This is a genomic window from Microbacterium trichothecenolyticum (assembly GCF_000956465.1).
GTDB classification, from domain to species: Bacteria; Actinomycetota; Actinomycetes; order Actinomycetales; family Microbacteriaceae; genus Microbacterium; species Microbacterium trichothecenolyticum.
Genome location: NZ_JYJA01000033.1, coordinates 35,196 through 51,297, shown reverse-complemented (window position 1 = coordinate 51,297; position 16,102 = coordinate 35,196). Strand labels below are relative to the sequence as shown.

Here is a 16,102-nt window from a genome sequence, read left to right as displayed (position 1 = left end):
CGTGGGGGGCCGCGCGCGCCCTCCCGCGTGCTCGTTCGACAGGTCAACCGGGGTCTTACAGGAGACTCGGCGGGGAATCGTCCTGCAGAACCCCGGTTGACCTGTGGGACGGATGCCGCGGCCGGGGGCGCGATCTACCGCCTGGCGCGATGAGTCAGGAGCCGGCCGGACGGAGGCGGAGCGGCGACATCCCGCCGTCCACCTCGATGTAGGTGCCGGTCGTGGAGCCCGACGACGGGCTCACGAGGTAGAGCACGGCCCCGGCCACCTCGGCGGCCGACACCAGGCGGCCGTGGGGCTGCCTGGCCTCGAGGGCGGCGCGCTCGGCCGCGGGGTCGGGCGCGCTCGCGAGCAGGCGGCCGATCCACGGGGTGTCGGCGGTGCCCGGGTTGACCGCGTTCACGCGGATGCCTTCGCGGAGGTGGTCGGCGGCCATCGCGCGGGTGAGCGAGAGCACGGCGCCCTTCGAGGCGCTGTACAGCGCCCGCTGCGGCAGGCCCGCGGTCGCTGCGATCGACGACGTGTTGCAGATCGCAGCGGACGGCGACTTCCGCAGCCACGGCAGCGCCGCCGCCGTGACGCGCGCGATGCCCGTGACGTTGATGGAGAACACGCGGGCCCACTCGGCGTCGTCGTTCGCCGCGATGTCGCCCTGCGCGCCGATCCCCGCGTTGTTCACGAGGATGTCGATGCGGCCGAACCGCTCGCCGACCCCGGCGATCGCCCGGTCGACGGCGGCGCGGTCCGACACGTCTGCGGCGAACGCCGCGAACCGCGGGTCGGCCCCGGACGGATCGAGGTCGAGCACCGCGACCTCCGCGCCCTCGCCGGCGAGGGCGGTCGCGATCGCGGCGCCGATGCCCGATGCGCCGCCGGTGACGACGGCGACGAGGCCGTCCAGCTGCCGGCCGCTCATCGCGCGGCCTCCCATGCCACGAACTCCTGGCGCTGCGCGCCGAGGCCGTCGATCTCGATGTCGACGACGTCGCCGGCCTTCAGGTACGGGAACCTGCCGCCGAACGCCACGCCCTGCGGCGTGCCGGTGAGGATCAGGTCGCCGGGTTCGAGGGTGACGAACTGCGAGAGGTGGTGCACGATGGCGCGCACGTCGAAGATCATGTCGCTCGTGTTCGAGTCCTGGCGGGGTTCGCCGTTGACGAAGCTCCTCAGGCCGAGGTTCTGCACGTCGACCTCGTCGGCCGTGACCAGCCACGGGCCCGTCGGATTGAAGCCGTGGGCGATCTTGCCCTTCGACCACTGCCCGCCCGAGATCTCCATCTGGAAGCTGCGCTCCGACACGTCGTTGGCGACCACGTAGCCGGCGATGTGGGCGTCGGCCTCGTCAGGGCTGTCGAGGTACGCGGTGCGGCTGCCGATCACGACTCCGAGCTCGACCTCCCAGTCGGTCTTCTCGCTGCCGCGGGGGATCGTCACGGCGTCGTTCGGTCCGACGACGGTGTTCGGGGTCTTGAGGAAGATGATCGGCACGGTCGGCGGCTCCGCACCTGACTCGCGCGCATGCGCGGCATAGTTCTGGCCGATGCAGATGACGGCGCTCGGACGGGCGATCGGGGCGCCGATGCGCAGTCCGGCGGCTCCCTCGAGCTCCGCGAGAAGTCCTGCGGCGATCGCGGCGGAGGTGCGGCCGACGGGATCGTCCGCGAGGAATCGACCGTCGACATCGGATGTGAGCGGGCGCAGATCGAGGTGACGACCGCCGTCGATGACGACGGGGATCTCGCTGCCGGACTCGCCGAGGCGCGCGAACTTCATGGTTCTCCTGGATTTCTCGGTGCGGGGCGGCGTCGGTGCCGTCGCTGCCCGCGGGCGTGATTGACAGTATAGACATCCGATGTTTACACTTCGAGCGGTTCGATTCCCCGAACCGCGAACCGCTGGAGAACGCCCCGTGAGCCGCATCGTCGCCTTCGAGACGACAGACATCCGATTCCCCACGTCGCTGAGCCTCGACGGCTCCGACGCGATGAACCCCGACCCCGACTACTCCGCCGCCTATCTGCGTATCGTGACGGATGCCGCGGACCATGTCTCAGGACACGCCTTCGTGTTCACGATCGGGCGGGGCAACGATGTTCAGGTCGCCGCGCTCGACGCCCTCGCGGCACACCTCGTGGGTCGCGAGCTCGAGCCGCTCCTCGACGAGATGGGCGCGATCAACCGCGAGCTCATCGGCGACTCGCAGCTGCGCTGGCTCGGCCCCGAGAAGGGCGTCATGCACATGGCGATCGGCGCGGTCGTCAACGCGCTGTGGGACATCAAGGCCAAGCGCGCCGGACTCCCGCTGTGGCAGCTGCTGTCGCGCATGAGCCCCGAGGAGCTCGTCGCGCTCGTCGACTTCCGCTACCTCTCGAACGCGCTCACCCCCGAGGACGCGCTGCGGATCCTCCGCGACGCCGAGCCCGGCCGGGCCGAGCGCGAGAGCGAGCTGCTCGCCACCGGCTACCCGGCGTACACGACGAGCCCCGGGTGGCTGGGCTACTCAGACGAGAAGCTCGCGCGCCTGTGCCGCGAGGCGATCGCCGACGGCTTCGGGCAGATCAAGCTCAAGGTCGGCGCCGACCTCGATGACGACATCCGCCGACTCCGCGTCGCGCGCGCGGTGTGCGGCGAAGGATTCCCGATCGCGATCGACGCCAACCAGCGCTGGGAGGTGTCGGAGGCGATCGAGTGGGTCAACGCGCTCGCCGAGTTCGACCCCGCGTGGATCGAGGAGCCCACCAGCCCGGACGACGTGCTCGGTCACGCCGAGATCGCGCGCGGCATCGCGCCGGTGCGCGTGGCGACGGGCGAGCATGCGCAGAACCGCGTGATCTTCAAGCAGCTGCTGCAGGCCGGCGCGATCTCGGTCATGCAGATCGACGCGGCCCGCGTCGGCGGCGTCAACGAGAACATCGCGAACCTGCTGCTGGCGGCGAAGTTCGGCGTGCCGGTGTGCCCGCACGCGGGCGGCGTCGGCCTCTGCGAGGCCGTCCAGCACCTCTCGATGTTCGACTTCGTGGCCGTGACCGGCACCCGCGAAGGCCGCATGATCGAGTACGTCGATCACCTGCACGAGCACTTCGTCGTACCGACTGAGGTGCGCGGCGGCGTGTACGTGGCGCCGACCGCGCCCGGCACAGGCATGGAGATGAAGGCGGCCAGCCGCGCCGAGTACGAGTTCGGGACGGCGCATGCCGCGGCCTGAACTCCCCGCGCTGACGCGACTCGGGTACGGCGCGGCGAACATCGGCAACCTCTTCCGCGAACTCAGCGACGAGCAGGCCTGGGCCATCCTCGATGCGGCGTGGGAGAGCGGCATCCGCTACTACGACACCGCTCCCCACTACGGGCTGGGGCTGTCGGAGCGACGCCTGGGCGCGTTCCTGCGGACCAAGCCGCGCGACGAGTTCGTGATCTCGACGAAGGCCGGGCGTCTGCTCCGCCCCAACCCCGATGACGACGGCGGGCTCGATCTCGCCGCCGACTTCCACGTGCCGACGACGCTGCGGCGCGAGTGGGATTTCTCCGAGGCGGGCATCCGGGCGAGCCTCGAGGAGTCCCTCGAGCGGCTCGGCCTCGACCGCGTCGACGTGCTCTACCTGCACGATCCCGAGCGCCACGATCTCGACCTCGCGCTGCGCGAGGCGTTCCCCGCGCTCGAGCAGCTGCGCGCAGAGGGATCGGTCGACGGTATCGGCATCGGGTCGATGGTCAGCGAGGCGCTCGCCGCCGCCGTCGAGAGCGCCGACCTCGACCTCATCATGATCGCCGGCCGCTACACGCTGCTCGAGCAGCCGGCCGCCGACGCCGTACTGCCCGCCTGTCATGCGCGCGAGACCGGGGTGGTGGCGGCATCCGTCTTCAACTCCGGCCTGCTCGCCAAGGACGAGCCGGAGAGATCCGACCGGTACGAGTACGGACGGATGCCGGAGCCGCTGTGGGAGCGGCTGCAGGCGATCCTGGCCGTGTGCCGCGCACACGCCGTTCCGCTTCCCGCTGCGGCGGTGCAGTTCGCACTGCGCGACACCGCGGTGCGCTCGGTCGTCGTGGGCGGCAGCCGCCCCGAGCAACTGCGCCGCAACGCCGAGCTGATGGCGATCGACATCCCCGCCGCGCTGTGGGACGATCTGGCCGCCGACGGCCTCATCCGCTGACGAAGGGATCCTCATGCTCGAGGGCATCAACCCGCTGCTGACCGGGGAGCTGCTGCTCCATCTGGACCGCATGGGCCACTCCGACGCGGTCGTGATCGCCGACGCGCACTTCCCCGCGTGGGCCATCGGCGCACGCGTCATCGATCTGCCGGGAACGACGACGCCCGAGGTGCTGGCGGCGGTGCGCAGCGTTGTGCCGCTGGACGACGCGCCCGCATTGGATCTCATGGCGTCGGCCGACGGCGAGGTGCTCGACGTGCAGCGTGAGCTCGCCGCCGCAGCGGGAGTCGACGACCCGCGCTACGTCGACCGGTTCGAGTACTACGAGCTCGCGAAGACCGCGTACGTGATCGTGCGCACCGGAGAGACCCGCACGTACGGCAACGCCCTCCTGCGAAAGGGCGTCGTCGGCTACCCGGCCGCCTGAGCGGGTCTCAGCGGCGCCTCAGCCGTTGAGACCGAAGAGGTCCAGCGGGTGCGTGAGGCGCCACCACGGCGACGGGTCCGTGATCTCGGCCGCGAGCTTCAGGTCGACGGTGGTGGCGTCGAGCGGTCCGGTGACGCTGAGCGAGCCGACGACATCGCCGGCATCGCGGCTGTCGCCGAGGTGGTAGGTGGTCGCGACGGTGCCGCTGCCGCCGTTCCACAGGATCACCGAGGCGTCTGCGGACGTGACGATGTCGACCTTGTCGCCCCACAGCGTCTCGACCTGGCCCGCCACGGTGCTCGCCGTCACCGAGGGCTTGGGCTGCAGCTCAGCCTCCATCTGCGCGTAGAGCGCACGGGATGCGGCGAGGCGTGCCTCGTCATCTGGCTGACCCAGCACCGACGCGTAGAGGCGCACTGTCCTGTCGCCGATCGTGACGTCCTTGGCAGAGAGCAGGTTCCACGCGTCGAGGGTGCCGGTCTTGACTCCGACGACGCCCGGATCGGCGAGGAGGCCGTTCGTGTTCTCGACATGCCCGGCGCCGGGGAGGTCGACCGACTGCTTCGCGACGATCTCCGCGATGACAGGATGCGCGAGCGCCTTCTGGGCGAGCGTCACGAGGGCCTCGGGGCTCGCGGCGTTGCGCGCGTCCATTCCAGTGGGTTCGCGGACCGTGATCCCGGGAACGCCGTGGGCCGTCAGCCACGCGTTGGCGGCCGAGGCGTAGACGGCGTCGGAGGGCCAGATCCCCTGGGCCAGCCGGTCGGCATAGTTGTTCGCCGAGCCGATGAGCATGCCCTCGAGCATCTGGTACTCGCTGAGCGAGCCGCCGACCGGGACGTCGAGCGCCGACTCGCCGCCTGCGCGGTACTGCCAGTAGCGCGCGCGGTCGGCGGACGTGAAGCGGTACTCCGGTCCTTGCTCGCCCACGGCGAGCGGCATCTCCTCGAGCACGACGAGTGCGGTGACGACCTTGGTGATGCTGGCGATCGCGTCGGGGTCGGCCGTGGAGGCGAGCGTTCCCGGGATGCCGGCGACGGCCTCGGCCGCGCTGCCCTGAGCAGGCCACGCGGGCGCGGCGGCGGGCGCCGCGATCGGCTGCACCTCCATCGCGGTCACGGTGGGGGCGACGGCGTGCAGCGGCCACAGCATGGTCGTCGCCGCATAGGCGCCGACGACGGCGGCGATCGCGAGCGTGGGAACCACGACGGCGGCGCGGAACGGGGAGCGGCGCGGGGCATCGGAGAGGAGGTCGGCCTCGACCGCCACGTACGGGGTCGCGGCCGCGGTCAGGTCGGCGGGGGCTGCGCCGTGCTCGACGAGGGATTCGTCGACCCAGGCGAGTGCGGTGTGCCCGCCGGTGACCGCGGTGACGGTCGGGGTGCCGAGGCCGGTCGGGAGCGCGAAGTCGGACGGCTCGACAGGCTCCGCGGCGTTCCACGTCGCGACCGACGGCACCTCGGCGACGGGCACCGTGGCGATCGTCGGAGCGGCGGCGGTCACGTCCACCGCGGCGGTGGTCGACGGCGGGTAGACAGCATCCGTCTCACCCGTCTGGATCGTGAGGATGCCGCCGTCGGGCACGTCTTCGGAACCTGCAACCGGGACGGCACCGGTCTGCGCGCGCCGCGCGCGACGCGTGGGTGCAGGGGTGTCGTCCGATGTCACCCCCCCAAAATACCTGCTGAGCCGGCGGTATACTCGTCGCCATAACCACGGGAGTCCGGTGAGCCGGGCTGAGAGGAAGCGATCCACGCTTCGACCGTCGAACCTGATCCGGATCATGCCGGCGCAGGGAGGAGCTCATATGCACGCGTCCACGTCCGCATCCACCCCCGTTGCGGCTCACTCGAAGGCCCCCCGGAGCCTCCGCTGGCGGGTGGTCGACATCGTCGTCGCCGCGGTGCTCGGCGTCGCGATCGGCCTGGTGTTCTGGGCCTGGAACACCATCGGCGGCACCTGGTTCGTCGCCATGGACGGACTCACCCCGGGCCTCGGCGGGATCGCCGTCGGCATCTGGCTCATCGGCGGCGTCATCGGCGGCCTGGTCATCCGCAAGCCGGGTGCCGCGCTGCTCGTCGAGGTGATCGCCGCGCTCGTGTCGATGCTGATCGGCAACGTGTGGGGCGTGTCGACCCTCTTCTCGGGCATCGTGCAGGGCCTCGGCGCCGAGCTCGTGTTCGCGATCTTCCTCTACCGCCGCTTCACGCTGCCCGTCGCGATGCTCGCCGGCGTCGGCGCCGCGGTAGGCGCCTGGGTGTTCGAGCTGTTCTACGGCAGCTCGCCCAACATCCTGAAGACCGTCGAGTTCAACGTCATCTACCTGGTGTCGCTGGCGGTCTCGGGCGCGCTGCTCGCGGGCCTCGTCGGCTGGCTCGCGGTGCGCGGGCTCGCCGCGACCGGTGCTCTCAACCGCTTCGCCGTCGGACGCGAAGCGCGCCGCGAGGTCTGACGTGACGGCGACCCGCCCCGCCCGCATCACCGCGGCGGGCTGGGGGTGGCGCTACGGCGGACGCCGGGCGGCTGCCGTCCACGACGTCTCGTTCACGATCGAGCCCGGGGAGCGCGTGCTCCTGCTCGGCGCATCGGGCGCGGGCAAGTCGACGCTCCTCGCCGGAATGGCGGGTCTGCTCGGCGGTGCCGACGAGGGAGACGAGACCGGCACCCTCCTCATCGACGGTGGACGTGCCGAGGCTCACCGCGGTCGCGTCGGGCTCGTGCTCCAGGACCCTGACGCCGGCGTCGTGCTGTCGAGGGTGGGAGACGATGTGGCGTTCGGCTGCGAGAACCTCGGTGTCCCGGCCGCGCAGATCCCCGCTCGGGTCGCAGAAGCCCTCGACGCCGTCGGGCTCGACGTGCCTCTCACCCGGCCGACCAAGGCACTGTCCGGGGGACAGAAGCAGCGACTCGCCCTCGCCGGCGTGCTGGCGATGCGGCCAGGGGTGCTCCTGCTCGACGAGCCCACCGCCAACCTCGACCCGCACGGCGTCCGTGAGGTGCGCGACGCCGTCGAGCGCGCAGTGCAGGAGAGCGGCGCGACGCTCGTCGTCATCGAGCACCGCACCGCGGTGTGGGCGGACCTCATGGATCGCGTCATCGTGGTCGGCGCCGACGGTGGGCTCCTCGCCGACGGGACGCCCGCCGAGGTGTTCGCGCGCCACGGTGCCACGCTCGCCGCCGCGGGGGTGTGGATCCCGGGCCACTCGGTCGATCTGCCCGTACTCGCTTCCGCCCGGGCCGATGCATCGGCGGCGGTGGCGGCATCCGCTCTCTCGATCTCCCGCGACGGCCGCACGATCGTGCGCTCGGGGCTCGACCTCGCCGTTGTTCGCGCTGCCGCGACCGTGATCACGGGTCCGAACGGCGCCGGAAAGTCCACGCTCGCCCTGACGCTCGCCGGGCTGCTGCCTGAGGCGGCGGGTCGCGTCGAAACCGCGCCGGAGCTCGCGGGGCGGTCCGGCCGGCGCCCGTCGAAGTGGACCTCGCGCGAGCTGCTCACGCGCATCGGCACGGTGTTCCAGGAGCCCGAGCACCAGTTCCTCGCCTCCACCGTGCGCGACGAGCTCGCCATCGGGCCGCGCTCGCGCGGCGTCGATCCGGCCACCGTCGGCCAGATCGTCGACGAGCTGCTCGAGCGGCTGCACCTCGCGCCGCTCGCCGCCGCGAACCCGTTCACACTCTCGGGCGGTCAGAAGCGCCGGCTCTCGGTCGCGACCGTGCTCGCCGACGCGCCCCCGGTGATCATGCTCGATGAACCGACCTTCGGGCAGGACCGCCGCGGCTGGATCGAGCTCGTGCAGCTGCTCCAGTCCGAGATCGCCGCCGGCACGACCGTCGTCGCCGTCACCCACGACGAGGATGTGCTGCGTCACCTCGGCGGCCACCGCATCGAGCTGGGGGAGCCGGTGCGCGCGGGGGTGGGATCGTGACCGCCGTCGACGCCCGCACCCCGGAGGTCGAGGCAGCCCCCCGCGCCTGGCTCGACGGCGTGAATCCGGTCACCAAGATCGTGCTCGCGCTGCTGCTGTCGGTGCCGCTGTTCGCGTCCATCGACGCCACGAGCGCCCTCGTCGCGATCGTGCTCCAGCTCGCCTGCATCCCGCTGACCGGCCTCGCGATCGTGACGGTGCTGAAACGGATGCTGCCCGTCCTCGTGTTCGCGCCGGTCGCCGGCGTCAGCATGCTGCTGTACGCGGAACCCGGTGGCACCGTCTACTGGTCGTTCTGGTACGCGACGATCAGCGACGACTCGATCGCCCTGGCGATCGCGGTGTGCCTTCGCGTGCTCGCCCTGGCACTGCCGACGATCCTCCTGTTCGGCCGCACCGACCCGACCGAGCTCGCCGACGCGCTCGCCCAGGTCGCGAGGCTGCCCTCGCGATTCGTGCTCGGCGTGTTGGCCGGCACCCGCACGCTGGGGCTCTTCCTCGACGACTGGCGCAGCATGGGCCTCGCCCGCCGGGCGCGGGGCGTCGGCGACAGCGGCGCCGTCCGCCGGTTCTTCTCGATGGCGTTCGTGCTCCTCGTGTTCGCGGTGCGCCGCGGAACCAAGCTGGCGATGGCGATGGAGGCGCGCGGGTTCGGCTCGGGCATCCCGCGCACGTGGGCACGGCCGTCGGGCCTGCATCCCCGTGACGCTGTGGCGCTGCTGGGCGGCACCGTGATCATGGCACTCGCGATCGGCGCCGCGGTCGCGGCGGGCACGTTCCGGTTCGTCTGGTCCTGAACGGGCCCGGCGTCAGCCGCCGGCGACCAGCCGCTCGTACCCGGGCTGCAGCGCGGGGAAGTAGTCGTCCCAGTTCACGCTGTCGACGGCGACGCCTGCCTGGGCCGCGACCAGCCGGTCGAGGTAGTACTCCCAGCCCGGGCCGATCGAGCCGACCTCGTCCTCGGGGCCCAGCCGCTGGCCGAACGTGAGCACGGTGTCGCCGTGCTCGTCCGGGGCGAGCTCGAACCACAGATGCCACGCACCCGACCCGGCCGAGGTGTCTCCGGCGAAGCGCCGCGGGCGGTCGCACTCGAGGATCGTGTACTCCTCACCCGAGGCATCCGGATCCTCCGCCGTCATGAAGAAGGTGACGTGTCCGGTCGTGGGATCGCCCTCCCAGCGGCCGATCCACCGCTCGAGCCGTGCGGAGTCCGTGAGCTCGCGCCACACCTCTTCGGCGGTCGCGCGGAAGCGCCGCAGGATCACGAGGTTCGGCTTGCCGTCGATGTCACACACGTTGCCGGTGATCTCGGTCATGTCGCGTTCCACAGCTCCCGGTAGTACGAGAGGCGCTCGCGATCGGGCTCGATCCCGTACGCCTCGATGAGGGCGTCCTCCCATCCCTCGCCATAGTTCCACGCCGTCGACATCGACGCCACGGCGATGTCGGCCCAGCGGTCGGCGACGCCCAACGCGCCGAGGTCGACGTGCCCGCTCCAACGTCCGTCGTCGCCGATGAGCGTGTTCGGGCAGCAGGCATCGCCGTGGCACACGACCAGCCGGTCGATCGGCGGCGCGTCATGGAACGCCTCGGGAACACGGATGCCGCGCCCCTCGGCGTTCGCGATCCGCCCGGGCACGCCCCAGTCGAAGGGGCAGTCGCCGACGGGCAGCGCGTCGTGCAGCGCGCGCAGGCCCTCGCCGACCGCACGGACGGCGGTGGCAGCATCCGGGATCCATCGCGGGTCCACCGCCGACAGGCCCGGAAGCGCCGCCGTCACCATCCATTCGTGGGTGTCGTCGCCGCCGGCTTCGAGCACCCGGGGGACAGCGGTGTACCGCGCCGCCCACCGCAGCCGTTCGGCCTCGCCCGCGAACGACGTCTCGGCGTTGCGGGGCCCGTACTTGAGGTACCTGCCGTCGTCGGCGCGGAACGTCACGCCGCCGAGCTCGTTGAGCCAGACGGGTGCGAGCCGCGCCCCGACGGCGAGCGCGCGCACGCGTTCGGGGACGGCGACGTCTTCGACGGGGATCGACACGGGCTCCATCCTCCCGCGCGCGGGAGGCCCTGCGAAGTCCGGACCTCGCGGGTTCCGGTCGAGGGAGCGACCTCCTTCGCCCACAGGTCGAGTGCGGCGCGTTCCTTCGAGAGGCCCCGCGGCCACGGCCGGTCCACCAGCACGCGGAAGCCGTCGCCCGGGGCCGGGTCGTCGTCGACGCGCTTGAGCCGGATCTCCATGCGCCCATCCAACCCGCCCGCCGCACCGTGCACCACCGGCGTGGTGGGATGGGGGCATGCCCACCACTCGCGCCACCCGCCGCCGAGGACCCCTCACGGCGCTCGAGGGCGCGGAGCCCGCGGTCGCGATCGGCGACACCACCGCGCGGCATGTGCGGCTGTCGCCCGACGGGCTCTCCCGCCACATCGGCGATCCGCGGTCGCAGTTCGTGCCGTGGTCCCAGGTGCACACGGTCACGGTGGAACCGCCGGCGACCTGGTGGCCGTACCCCGCGATCTCCGACATGGCGGCGGCGCTGCTCGGCGGCGTGGCCGGTGGCCTCGAGACCGGCGAGGCGGCCGAGACCCCCACCTTCGTCGTCGTGATCACGACGCTCGACGGGGAGCGGCTCGAATGGCGCGCCACTCAGCACTACCTCTCGGGCTACCGCCGCGGGGACGCGCAGGCGACGACGCGGCTCGTGGAGTACCTGACCGCGCGTGGCGAGGCACGGCTGCTGCTGGCACGGCCCGCTGAGCTGATCGATCGCATCTCGGCCCTCACGCGCATCGGCCCGCAGATCGGACCGTGACGGTCTCCGCGACCGCCCGTTAGCCTGGTCCCGTCGCGTCGCCGGTCGGTGGGCGATGGGACTGAGTCCCGCGTATGCTGATACGCGGTTCCGCAGAACCCGGACTTCGAAGGAGAATCCATGGACCTCACGGGCACCGCCGCGCTCGTCACCGGTGGCGCGAGCGGACTCGGCCTCGCCACTGCCCGGCGTCTCACCGCCGCGGGCGCGACCGTCACGATCGTCGATCTGCCGACCTCCGCCGGCGCCGACATCGCCGCAGAGCTCGGGGGATCGTTCGCACCGTCCGACGTCACCGACCCCGAACAGGTGGCCGCCGCGGTCGCGACGGCTGCCGCATCCGGCCCCCTCCGCGTCGTCGTGAACTGCGCCGGGATCGCGCCCCCCGCCAAGGTGCTCGATCGCGAGGGCAACCCGTCGCCGCTGGACGGCTTCGAGCGGATCATCCGCGTGAACCTCGTCGGCACCTACAACGTCATCTCGCAGGCCGCTGCCGTCATAGCGAAGAGCGAGCCCACAGCCGACGGCGACCGTGGCGTCATCGTCAACACGGCGAGCGTCGCCGCGTTCGACGGCCAGATCGGCCAGCCCGCCTACTCGGCGTCGAAGGGCGGCGTGCACGCGATGACGCTGCCGATCGCCCGCGAGCTCGCGCGTTACGGCATCCGCGTCGTGACGATCGCGCCCGGGATCATGGAGACCCCCATGCTGATGGGCCTCCCGCAGGCCGCTCAGGACTCCCTCGGCGAGCAGGTGCCGTACCCGCAGCGTCTCGGCAAGCCCGACGAGTACGCGCGCCTGGTGATGTCGATCGTCGACAACGGCTACCTCAACGGCGAGACCATCCGCCTCGACGGCGCCATTCGCATGGCGCCGAAGTAAGGAGAGAACGTGAGCGACTCGATCCTCGTCACCCGCGACGGCGCCCTCGCGCGCGTGACCTTCAATCGTCCGGCGTCCCTCAACGCCATGGGCTTCGAGATGGGTGCCCGCTGGCGCGACGTCGCGCACGAGCTCACTTCCGACGCGTCGGTGGGGGCCATCATCATGGATGCTGCGGGCCCGGCCTTCTGCGCCGGCGGCGACGTCATCGAGATGGCGACGTCAGGCGCCTCGGGCGCCGACGTGACCGGCGCGGCCCACACGATCCACGACGGCATCCGCACTTTCGTGGAGTCGGACAAGCCCATCGTCGCCGCCGTGCAGGGCGCGGTCGCCGGCGGCGGGTTGGGCCTGATGCTCGCCGCCGACTACATCGTGGCGTCGGAGCAGTCGAAGTTCGTCAGCAAGTACGCCAACATCGGCCTCACCCCCGACCTCGGCGTCTCGACGCTGCTGCCCGCCGCGGTCGGTCAGCGGCGTGCGCTGCAGCTCCTGCTGCAGGACCTCACCATCGACGCCCCGACCGCCCTCGACTGGGGCCTCGTCACCGAGGTCGTCCCGGTCGCCGACGTCGCCTCGCGCGCCGAAGCCGTGGCGCGGTTCTGGCTCGACAACGCCACCGGTGCCTTCGGGCAGGCCAAGCGCCTCGTCCGCACCGGAGCAGGGCGCTCGTTCGCCGAGAACCTCGACGACGAGGCCCGATCCATCGGCGCCCGCTTCGACACCGACGAGGCCGAGGCGCGCGTCGCGGCCTTCGCCGCGGCATCCGCCAAGTCCCGATCCTGACCCGAGGAGACACCGAGATGAGCGACAAGCCCCTCGCCGGAAAGACCATCCTGATGTCGGGCGGCAGCCGTGGCATCGGCCTTGCGATCGCGCTGCGCGCGGCGCGCGACGGCGCCAACATCGCCCTGCTGGCGAAGACGGGCACGCCCCACCCCAAGCTCGAGGGCACGGTGCACTCGGCGGCCGAGGAGATCCGCGCCGCCGGCGGCCAGGCGCTCCCGATCGTCGGCGACGTGCGTAACGACGACGACGTCACCGAGGCCGTGCTGAAGACGCAGGGCGAGTTCGGCGGCATCGACATCGTCGTGAACAACGCGTCGGTCATCGACCTCTCGCGCTCGCTCGACCTCGACGCCAAGAAGTACGACCTCATGCAGGACGTCAACGTGCGCGGCACCTTCATGCTCTCGCGCGCCGCGGTGCCGATTCTGAGGGATGCCGCGAACCCGCACATCCTGTCGCTCTCGCCGCCGCTCAACCTGTCGCCGAAATGGCTGGGCGGACACACCGGGTACACCCTGGCGAAGTACGGCATGACGATGGTCACGCTGGGGATGGCCGCGGAGTTCGCCGAGGCGGGGATCGCGGCCAACACGCTGTGGCCGCGCACCACCATCGCGACGGCGGCGGTGAAGTTCGCGCTCGGCGGCGACCGCATGATGAAGGTCAGCCGCACACCCGACATCTACGCCGATGCGGCGTACGAGATCTTCACGAAGCCTTCCCGCGAGTACACCGGCCAGACGCTCATCGTCGAGGACGTGCTCGAGGCCGCCGGCGTCACGGACTTCTCCGGCTACGCCGCGGTTCCCGGCACGCCCGACCAGGCGCTGTTCCCCGACATCTTCCTGGACTGACGTCGCCGACGAATCCCCGGTCTCGCCGAGACCGGGGAATCGCTGCGAGACCGGGGCGTCGCCCCCGGGTCTCGGCGGGGATCCCCTGTCTCGCGCGGGTGTGGCGGCGTAGCGTGGGGCCATGGCGGTGCGGAGCCTGTTCCCGATCCTGCTGACACGCGAACTCCCCGAGCTCGTGCGGTTCTACGAGCGCGCGCTCGGCGGGGTCGTCGACTACCGGTTCGCCGACGAGCACGGCGCCGACGCCTACGTGTCGCTGAGGATCGACGGGGTCCCGCTCGGGATCGGCCGTGACGAGGACGCGCTGCCGCCTGGTGGCGGCGAGAGGGCCGCGCTGTGGTTCTACGTCGACGATGTCGACCATGCGTTCCGCGCGTGGGTGGCCGCGGGCGGTCACCCGATCCAGCAGCCGGAGGACATGCCGTGGGGCGAGCGTGTCGCCCAGGTGCGCGACCCCGCCGGCAACCTCGTGAACCTCGGCGCGGAGGCCCTCCCGACCGAGGGCTGACGGTACGCCGCGCGATGGGGCGACGCCGGCGCCGCAGCATCCCTCCGCGCCTCGGCATGCACGCCGAAGCCGCCGTCGGCGACCTTGCTCGACGGCGTTCGCGAGGAGGATCCCCAAAATGAAAATCCGCTAAAACACTGGCGTGGTGACGTTACCAGTGTTAGCTTTCCTTCGGAGTCAGAGGACGGCGTGCTCACCGGAGAGCACACGATGCGACGCCGCATCGCCGCGGTATCTCCGGTATGTCCCTGTTCGTTCCGACGCGCGTTCCGACGCGCCGACGACTGATCCGCCCCACGCTCTGCACGGCACCACGTGCAGCGTGTCTCGCCGCCGTGGCACCGCTTCGGCGTCACGGAATCCACGGAAGGATCTGCAATCCCATGAAGCGCTTCACCAAGCTGACCGCGGGAGCCCTCGTGCTCGCCGTGCCTCTCGCGCTGACCCTGACCTCCTGCAGCGGGTCGGGCGGCGGCTCCGGCGAGGGAGACGGGGACCAGACGCTCACCGTCTGGACCTGGGATCCCGCCTTCAACATCTACGCGATGGAGGAGGCCGAGAAGGTCTACCAGGAGGACCACCCCGACTTCTCGCTCGACATCGTCGAGGTGCCGTGGGACGACCTCCAGACCAAGCTCACGACCATCGCGCAGTCGCAGGCGTTCGACGAGCTGCCCGACATCTTCCTGATGCAGAACAACGCGTTCCAGAAGAACGGGCTGAACTACCCCGACCTGTTCTCGGACTTCAGCGACTCCGACATCGACTTCTCGGAGTTCCCGCAGTCCGTCGTCGACTACTCGACGATCGACGACATCAACTACGGCGTGCCCTTCGACGCCGGCACCGCGATCACGGCGCTGCGCACCGACGTGCTCGAGGAGGCGGGCTACACCGTCGACGACTTCACCGACATCACGTGGGACCAGTACCTCACGATCGGCAAGGATGTGCTCGCCAAGACCGGGCAGCCGCTGCTGTCGGGCCAGGCCGGCTCCGCCGACATCCCGATGATGATGCTGCAGTCGGCCGGCGCCAGCCTGTTCGACGACGAGGGCAACCCCACGATCGTCGACAACGACGCGCTCGAGGCGGCCATCGGCGTCTACACCCAGCTCGTCGAGGCGGGCGTGCTCGTCGAGGTCAACTCCTGGGACGAGTACATCGGCACCCTCGTCAACGGCACCGTCGGGGGCACGATCAACGGCGTGTGGATCGTCGGCTCGATCCAGACCGCGGAGGACCAGGACGGCAAGTGGGCCGTCACCAACCTCCCCAAGCTCGACGGCGTGTCGGGCGCTACGAACTACTCCGCCAACGGCGGATCGTCGTGGGCGATCTCCTCGACGGCCGACGTCGACCTCGCGTCGGACTTCCTCGCCGCGACCTTCGCCGGCTCGACCGAGCTGTACGACACGATCCTGCCGAAGGCGGGCGCGGTCGCGAACTGGATCCCGGCCGGTGACAGCGACGTCTACAACGAGCCGATCGCCTTCTTCGGGGGTCAGCCGATCTTCGCCGACGTCGTCAAGTTCGGCCCGGAGGTCCCCTCGAACAACACGGGTGCGTACTACTACGAGGCGCGCGACGCGGTGAGCACGGCCATGACGCAGATCATGGGCGGCACCGACATGACCACCGCGCTGGAAGAGGCGCAGGCCAACGTCGAGTTCGCGATGCAGTAACCCCGGCGATGGTCCGGCCGGGCGACGACGTCGCCCGGCCGGACCGGAACCGTGGCCCTGACCG

Annotated in this window: 18 protein-coding genes and 1 riboswitch; of the genes, 12 read left to right on the top strand and 6 right to left on the bottom strand. The window is 71.3% G+C overall.

From position 1 onward, the window contains the following. Positions 1-154: 154 nt before the first annotated feature. Both RS82_RS08835 and RS82_RS08830 read right to left on the bottom strand, forming a co-directional pair. On the bottom strand, positions 155-916 hold the full coding sequence (locus RS82_RS08835; protein ID WP_045298722.1) for an SDR family NAD(P)-dependent oxidoreductase: 762 nt from the start codon (positions 914-916) through the stop codon (positions 155-157). After that, complete coding sequence (locus RS82_RS08830) at positions 913-1,773, bottom strand: fumarylacetoacetate hydrolase family protein (protein WP_045298459.1); 861 nt, start codon at positions 1,771-1,773, stop codon at positions 913-915. The genes RS82_RS08835 and RS82_RS08830 overlap by 4 nt, the downstream gene beginning before the upstream one ends. Before the next feature lie 136 nt (positions 1,774-1,909). Between RS82_RS08830 and RS82_RS08825 the strand changes: the two genes are divergently transcribed. Genes RS82_RS08825 through RS82_RS08815 form a run of 3 tightly spaced genes read left to right on the top strand, consistent with a single transcriptional unit; the run spans position 1,910 to position 4,581 of the window. Then, entirely contained in the window at positions 1,910-3,205 is a 1,296-nt protein-coding gene (locus tag RS82_RS08825) for an enolase C-terminal domain-like protein (protein WP_045298457.1), read from the top strand. Then, entirely contained in the window at positions 3,192-4,154 is a 963-nt protein-coding gene (locus RS82_RS08820; RefSeq protein WP_045298455.1) for an aldo/keto reductase, read from the top strand. Before RS82_RS08825 ends, RS82_RS08820 begins: the two co-directional genes overlap by 14 nt. A 13-nt stretch (positions 4,155-4,167) precedes the next feature. Continuing rightward, positions 4,168-4,581 carry an RbsD/FucU family protein gene (locus tag RS82_RS08815; RefSeq protein ID WP_045298453.1) on the top strand — a complete coding sequence of 138 codons (414 nt, stop codon included), beginning with the start codon at positions 4,168-4,170 and terminating at the stop codon, positions 4,579-4,581. An 18-nt stretch (positions 4,582-4,599) separates the two neighbouring features. Here RS82_RS08815 and RS82_RS08810 read toward each other — a convergent pair whose 3' ends face one another. Next, a complete protein-coding gene (locus RS82_RS08810) occupies positions 4,600-6,249 on the bottom strand; it encodes a D-alanyl-D-alanine carboxypeptidase family protein (protein WP_045298451.1) in 1,650 nt (549 codons plus the stop codon). A gap of 37 nt (positions 6,250-6,286) precedes the next feature. Further along, positions 6,287-6,396, top strand: a riboswitch (TPP riboswitch). Between RS82_RS08810 and RS82_RS08805 the strand changes: the two genes are divergently transcribed. From RS82_RS08805 to RS82_RS08795, 3 genes are all read left to right on the top strand, one after another. Next, on the top strand, positions 6,389-7,033 hold the full coding sequence (locus tag RS82_RS08805) for an ECF transporter S component (RefSeq protein ID WP_045298448.1): 645 nt from the start codon (positions 6,389-6,391) through the stop codon (positions 7,031-7,033). Its footprint overlaps the riboswitch before it by 8 nt. 1 nt (position 7,034) lies before the next feature. Next, a complete protein-coding gene (locus RS82_RS08800; RefSeq protein ID WP_157005499.1) occupies positions 7,035-8,510 on the top strand; it encodes an ABC transporter ATP-binding protein in 1,476 nt (491 codons plus the stop codon). Beyond that, on the top strand, positions 8,507-9,307 hold the full coding sequence (locus tag RS82_RS08795) for an energy-coupling factor transporter transmembrane component T family protein (RefSeq protein ID WP_084695542.1): 801 nt from the start codon (positions 8,507-8,509) through the stop codon (positions 9,305-9,307). The genes RS82_RS08800 and RS82_RS08795 overlap by 4 nt, the downstream gene beginning before the upstream one ends. A 12-nt stretch (positions 9,308-9,319) precedes the next feature. On the opposite strand, the gene RS82_RS08790 is transcribed toward RS82_RS08795, so the two are convergent. The 3 genes from RS82_RS08790 to RS82_RS22030 are packed head-to-tail and all read right to left on the bottom strand — an operon-like array spanning position 9,320 to position 10,748. Continuing rightward, a complete protein-coding gene (locus RS82_RS08790; RefSeq protein WP_045298446.1) occupies positions 9,320-9,826 on the bottom strand; it encodes an SRPBCC domain-containing protein in 507 nt (168 codons plus the stop codon). Beyond that, positions 9,823-10,548 carry an aminoglycoside 3'-phosphotransferase gene (locus RS82_RS08785; protein WP_045298444.1) on the bottom strand — a complete coding sequence of 242 codons (726 nt, stop codon included), beginning with the start codon at positions 10,546-10,548 and terminating at the stop codon, positions 9,823-9,825. Before RS82_RS08785 ends, RS82_RS08790 begins: the two co-directional genes overlap by 4 nt. After that, the gene (locus tag RS82_RS22030) at positions 10,446-10,748 is read right to left on the bottom strand and encodes a DUF488 domain-containing protein (RefSeq protein WP_084695541.1); all 303 of its coding nucleotides are present in this window, start codon (positions 10,746-10,748) and stop codon (positions 10,446-10,448) included. Before RS82_RS22030 ends, RS82_RS08785 begins: the two co-directional genes overlap by 103 nt. Before the next feature lie 56 nt (positions 10,749-10,804). Here RS82_RS22030 and RS82_RS08780 point away from each other — a divergent pair, with 56 nt between their 5' ends. From RS82_RS08780 to RS82_RS08755, 6 genes are all read left to right on the top strand, one after another. Continuing rightward, complete coding sequence (locus tag RS82_RS08780) at positions 10,805-11,320, top strand: hypothetical protein (RefSeq protein ID WP_045298441.1); 516 nt, start codon at positions 10,805-10,807, stop codon at positions 11,318-11,320. Positions 11,321-11,440: 120 nt separating this feature from the next. Further along, on the top strand, positions 11,441-12,202 hold the full coding sequence (locus RS82_RS08775; RefSeq protein ID WP_045298438.1) for an SDR family NAD(P)-dependent oxidoreductase: 762 nt from the start codon (positions 11,441-11,443) through the stop codon (positions 12,200-12,202). A gap of 9 nt (positions 12,203-12,211) precedes the next feature. Beyond that, a complete protein-coding gene (locus RS82_RS08770; protein ID WP_045298436.1) occupies positions 12,212-12,988 on the top strand; it encodes an enoyl-CoA hydratase/isomerase family protein in 777 nt (258 codons plus the stop codon). Between the two features lie 17 nt (positions 12,989-13,005). Beyond that, positions 13,006-13,845 (top strand): SDR family oxidoreductase, encoded by an 840-nt coding sequence (locus RS82_RS08765; RefSeq protein WP_045298433.1) that lies wholly within the window; start codon positions 13,006-13,008, stop codon positions 13,843-13,845. Positions 13,846-13,966: 121 nt separating this feature from the next. After that, the gene (locus RS82_RS08760) at positions 13,967-14,353 is read left to right on the top strand and encodes a VOC family protein (RefSeq protein WP_045298430.1); all 387 of its coding nucleotides are present in this window, start codon (positions 13,967-13,969) and stop codon (positions 14,351-14,353) included. 383 nt (positions 14,354-14,736) lie between these two features. Further along, a complete protein-coding gene (locus tag RS82_RS08755; protein ID WP_045298428.1) occupies positions 14,737-16,038 on the top strand; it encodes an ABC transporter substrate-binding protein in 1,302 nt (433 codons plus the stop codon). Positions 16,039-16,102 lie beyond the last annotated feature (64 nt).

Bases quoted from the DNA above. Each gene is read 5' to 3' on its own strand.
- RS82_RS08835 (WP_045298722.1), bottom strand. From the start codon at position 916: ATGAGCGGCCGGCAGCTGGACGGCCTCGTCGCCGTCGTCACCGGCGGC.
- RS82_RS08830 (WP_045298459.1), bottom strand. From the start codon at position 1,773: ATGAAGTTCGCGCGCCTCGGCGAGTCCGGCAGCGAGATCCCCGTCGTC.
- RS82_RS08820 (WP_045298455.1), top strand. From the start codon at position 3,192: ATGCCGCGGCCTGAACTCCCCGCGCTGACGCGACTCGGGTACGGCGCG.
- RS82_RS08815 (WP_045298453.1), top strand. From the start codon at position 4,168: ATGCTCGAGGGCATCAACCCGCTGCTGACCGGGGAGCTGCTGCTCCAT.
- RS82_RS08805 (WP_045298448.1), top strand. From the start codon at position 6,389: ATGCACGCGTCCACGTCCGCATCCACCCCCGTTGCGGCTCACTCGAAG.
- RS82_RS08790 (WP_045298446.1), bottom strand. From the start codon at position 9,826: ATGACCGAGATCACCGGCAACGTGTGTGACATCGACGGCAAGCCGAAC.
- RS82_RS22030 (WP_084695541.1), bottom strand. From the start codon at position 10,748: ATGGAGATCCGGCTCAAGCGCGTCGACGACGACCCGGCCCCGGGCGAC.
- RS82_RS08780 (WP_045298441.1), top strand. From the start codon at position 10,805: ATGCCCACCACTCGCGCCACCCGCCGCCGAGGACCCCTCACGGCGCTC.
- RS82_RS08775 (WP_045298438.1), top strand. From the start codon at position 11,441: ATGGACCTCACGGGCACCGCCGCGCTCGTCACCGGTGGCGCGAGCGGA.
- RS82_RS08765 (WP_045298433.1), top strand. From the start codon at position 13,006: ATGAGCGACAAGCCCCTCGCCGGAAAGACCATCCTGATGTCGGGCGGC.
- RS82_RS08760 (WP_045298430.1), top strand. From the start codon at position 13,967: ATGGCGGTGCGGAGCCTGTTCCCGATCCTGCTGACACGCGAACTCCCC.
- RS82_RS08755 (WP_045298428.1), top strand. From the start codon at position 14,737: ATGAAGCGCTTCACCAAGCTGACCGCGGGAGCCCTCGTGCTCGCCGTG.